Origin of the sequence: uncultured Chryseobacterium sp. (genome assembly GCF_913776365.1) — a bacterium.
GTDB lineage: Bacteria > Bacteroidota > Bacteroidia > Flavobacteriales > Weeksellaceae > Chryseobacterium.
The window spans coordinates 1-4,045 of the sequence record NZ_CAJYMO010000202.1; the positions used below are offsets into that span (position 1 = coordinate 1).

Below are 4,045 nucleotides of genomic sequence, written 5' to 3' on the forward strand. Positions count from 1 at the left end.
CTGCCGGTCAGTCAGGCGAAGATATTTCTTTGTCATGAACTCTGATTTTGTGGTGAAATACAAAGTTCCGACTGACCGACTTATTTTACAAATTATTTCTAAATTTCTTTTTAAACAAGCTCTTATATTAAACGACCCTTGCAATAAATTACAAGGGTCGTCCAACATTAAAAAAATAAACTATTATGGGTTTTGTCTCGGCCTTGAAGCATTAGCGTTTCCGCGGGGTTTCCTTTCATTCATCTTATCTCTCATCATCCCTTCGGATTGGAACAGCTTCAGGACTTTCTGACAGGGAATGACCTGCTGCATTTTCTCAGCATATCTTTTTCTGTTATCCAGCAGTTTCTGTCCCACCTCAAAACTCTGCTGCAATTTCGCTTTGGCTTCATCATCTGACAGGGTCTCAGGATTGAAATTGGAATCAAACTGTCCCTTGATCTGTTTCTGGCTTTCCAGATATTCATCATAAATATCCGTGAACTCTGCTTTATCGCCCGGATCTATATCCAGGTTATCCATCACCATATTATTTCTGAACTTATTAAGGAGCTCTTTTCTTTCATTCGGAGAAAGATTATTGATGATCTCTTTTCTTTGTTTGGGATCCATCTTTTTCCAGTCATAGTCAGTCCTTTGGGCATTCAGGCCAAAACCGTATATCATCAAAAGCGTAAATAAAATCTTTTTCATCGTTCCTTTAGTTATACAAATCCAGATAAACATCCTGTGTTGAATTATTGGCCAGCTCGGAAATCTCCGAATTGGTAAAAGAATCCAGGTAGGCATTCATCTGAGTCTCATTTTCCTTTGAGACAGCGGGTGCTGCCTGCTTCGCTGTGTTTACAGAAGTTTTTTCCGTCCTGCTTACTTTGGTCAATGATCTGTTATCCCTGTTGCTTTCAGTAGTTTGATTGGTATTTTCAACAGAAGTTAAATCAGATTTCAACGTTTCGTAAGCTGTTTCACTATCATTGCTTTTATTCTGCCTGCTATCCGTATAAGCGACAGAAGAATTCACCTGATTCTGTACGGGCGCATCATTCAGATTAAAAACAAAAGTCGCTCCAAAAATAAGGGCTACCGAAGCAGCGGCGGCATAGGCCCAGTTAAGCCTGAAAACAGGTGCCTTCTTTTCAGGGAACAGGGTAGAGGTTACCTGCTGCTGAACATTATCATAAACGTCTTCAGAAACAGCATATATATTTTGGCGTTCCAGTGCTTCCAGATCAAAGCTGCTCACTCCGCTCAATACTTTTCCCTGGATGTTTTCGAACACATCATCAGGTACCTTGTAAATATTTTTACGTTTCAATTTTTCTATATTGAACTCTTCCATCTCCTTTTTTTCAGAAATTATCTTTCGTAATTTTCTTTAATATAATCTTCAATCTTCTGTTTGGCATAATGATAATTCGTTTTCAGCGTACCTACGGACATTTCTACAATCTTGGAAATTTCCTCGTAGGGCAGATCATCATAATACCGCATCATAAATACGAGTTTCTGCTTTTCAGGCAGGCTTTGTATGGCTTTCTGCAGCAATATCTGTATCTCTTCTGCATCTTCTCCGGCATTATCTGCAACGAGATTCTGCATATGGTATTCCGGATCTTCATCCGTTTTCTGCATTTTCTTCAGTTTATTGATCTGCTGCAGCGCTTCATTGGTAGCAATCCTGTACAACCAGGTATACAGCTGGCTATCGTTCTTAAACTGATGAAAATTCTGATAGGCTTTTATAAAAGTTTCCTGCAAAGTATCCTGCGCAAGATCTCCGTCCACGATAATTCTTCTTATGTGCCAGTATAATCTGCTTTGATAGGCATCCATCAGAGCGCGGACCCCTTTTTCCTGAGTCCGTGGATTCTGCATCAAAGAAATAATTTCTGCGTCCTTAATCTTCATAAGATGCTTTCATTGTTTTGGATTACAAAAATAGCTGAAAGTTAAATGAAATCTTCAATTTTCAGTCCAATATCCGAATAAATATCCGGATTCCCTAAACCTACCGGAAAAAATGGCTGTAAAAAACAGGTAACCTGAAGATTGTCAAGCCCCTTCACAGAAGGCAATGCGGAGTCATAAGAACTACCGCCGCTAAATCTTTTTTCCGTTGATTTACCGGTTAGCTGAAATGATGAAATTTTGCGGCTAGGGTAGTGCAGCCCTTTATAAAGTGTTTAATTTTTGTACCTTTCCGGAACCGGGCCGAAAACCTTATCTTTGTTTTATGCAAATTGTAATTATAGGATCCGGAAATGTTGCTTTTCATCTGGCAAAGGCATGTACGCTGAACGGGATCCCCATAGCACAGATTTTCGGAAGAAATGAAAAGGAATTAACCGGTATTTCTTCCGAACTGGATATCCCTTTTTCCACCGATGCGCTTCCGGAGGCAGACGTGTATCTGATCTGCGTTAGTGACAACGCTGTAGAAGAGGTTTCCGGACTTATCAAAGGGAAGGACTGTCTGGTTGCCCATACTTCAGGCTCATTACCCAAAGAAATCCTGAAAGGAGAGTACCGTAAAGCCAGTTTCTATCCGCTGCAGACCTTTTCAAAATCCAAAGAACTGACCTATTCCGGAATCCCCTTTTTCATTGAGGCAGAGCATGATGAGGACCAGAAAAGCCTTATTGAGCTGGCTTCCCGGATCTCCCCGAATGTAATGGAAAGCTCCTTTGAAAAGAGAAAATACATCCACCTGACGGCGGTTTTTGCCTGTAACTTCGTCAACCACCTTTTTGCAAGGGCCAAAGAGATTTCGGATGCACAGAATATCCCGTTTCAATTTTTCCTTCCGCTGATTGATGAAACCGTCGGAAAAATTCATACCCTTGAGCCAAAAGCTGCCCAGACCGGTCCGGCGGTGAGAAATGACCGCAGGATACTGGAACTGCATGAGCAGCTTCTGCAGGATGAAAACCTGGAAATTTATAAAACCTTAAACCATTCTATTCAGAAAATGTATGAGCTATAAAGAAAAGTTAAAAGAGATAAAAGCCTTTGTATTCGATGTGGACGGTGTATTTACGGACGGAAGCGTATATCTGATACCGGGCGGAAACATGTGCCGTGTCATGAACGTGCTGGATGGATATGCCGTAGTAAAAGCCCTCAAAAACAATTACCTCATCGGTGTAATTACCGGAGGAAATGATGAGATGGTAAAACACAGGATCAATTATCTCGGGATTCAGGATTATTATCCTAAATCTCCGGATAAGATGATTGATTTTGAAGATTTCAAAGCAAAATATAACCTCAGCAATGACGAAATCCTGACAATGGGAGACGACATCCCTGACTTTCATATCATGAAAAATTCGGCCATTGCAGCCTGTCCTGAAAATGCCGTCCCGGAAATCAAAGGGGTCGCTGATTATATTTCCCCAAGGAAAGGAGGCAGCGGAGCCGTACGTGATGTCATCGAGCAGGTGATGAAAGTACAGGGAAAATGGCATGATGACAATACCCAATCCGTTTAAATTGTACAGATGAAAATACTACTGGCCTCACAATCCCCGAGAAGGAAAGAGCTCCTCTCCAGTTTAGGATTTGATTTTGAAGTCGTGAAAATCGATTGTGAAGAGATTGTTCCTGAATCTATTGCAACAGCAGAAGCAGCAGCCTACCTTTCGGAACTGAAAGCATCTGCTTTCCGCAATCTCGGAAAAGGTGAAATCCTTCTTACTGCCGATACGGTAGTGGCAATCGATCAGGAGTTCCTCGGTAAACCGGAAGATGAACAGGAAGCCGAAATGATGCTCAGGAAGCTTTCAGGAAAAACGCATCAGGTATATACGGGAATCACCATAAAAACGGCAGAACAAACCATTACACAAACCGATGTAGCCGATGTGGAACTGGATGAGATTTCCGATGACGAGATCCGGTATTACATCCGGAATTTCCGGCCTTTCGATAAAGCCGGAAGTTACGGGATACAGGAGTGGCTGGGCATGGCAAAAATTACCCGGATCAATGGAAGCTTTTATACCATTATGGGACTTCCTACCCATTTGGTTTACAAAATTTTGAA

6 protein-coding genes are annotated in these 4,045 nt (G+C 41.5%); 3 read left to right on the forward strand and 3 right to left on the reverse strand.

The features are described from left to right. Positions 1–183 precede the first annotated feature (183 nt). Genes QZ735_RS10190 through QZ735_RS10200 form a run of 3 tightly spaced genes read right to left on the reverse strand, consistent with a single transcriptional unit; the run spans position 184 to position 1,908 of the window. Complete coding sequence (locus tag QZ735_RS10190; protein ID WP_294247760.1) at positions 184–693, reverse strand: hypothetical protein; 510 nt, start codon at positions 691–693, stop codon at positions 184–186. 7 nt (positions 694–700) lie between these two features. Next, positions 701–1,339: a hypothetical protein gene (locus QZ735_RS10195; protein ID WP_294247763.1), complete on the reverse strand. Its 639-nt coding sequence runs from the start codon at positions 1,337–1,339 to the stop codon at positions 701–703. 17 nt (positions 1,340–1,356) lie between these two features. Then, positions 1,357–1,908, reverse strand: coding sequence for a sigma-70 family RNA polymerase sigma factor (locus QZ735_RS10200; RefSeq protein WP_294247765.1), 552 nt, complete (start codon positions 1,906–1,908; stop codon positions 1,357–1,359). Between the two features lie 325 nt (positions 1,909–2,233). Between QZ735_RS10200 and QZ735_RS10205 the strand changes: the two genes are divergently transcribed. The 3 genes from QZ735_RS10205 to QZ735_RS10215 all read left to right on the forward strand — a co-directional run. After that, positions 2,234–2,983, forward strand: a complete 750-nt coding sequence (locus QZ735_RS10205) for a Rossmann-like and DUF2520 domain-containing protein (RefSeq protein ID WP_294247768.1) — start codon at positions 2,234–2,236, stop codon at positions 2,981–2,983. Further along, positions 2,973–3,491: an HAD family hydrolase gene (locus QZ735_RS10210; protein WP_294247771.1), complete on the forward strand. Its 519-nt coding sequence runs from the start codon at positions 2,973–2,975 to the stop codon at positions 3,489–3,491. Before QZ735_RS10205 ends, QZ735_RS10210 begins: the two co-directional genes overlap by 11 nt. A 9-nt stretch (positions 3,492–3,500) precedes the next feature. After that, positions 3,501–4,045 (forward strand): Maf family nucleotide pyrophosphatase (locus QZ735_RS10215; protein ID WP_294247774.1); only part of this gene is annotated, 545 nt, incomplete at its 3' end.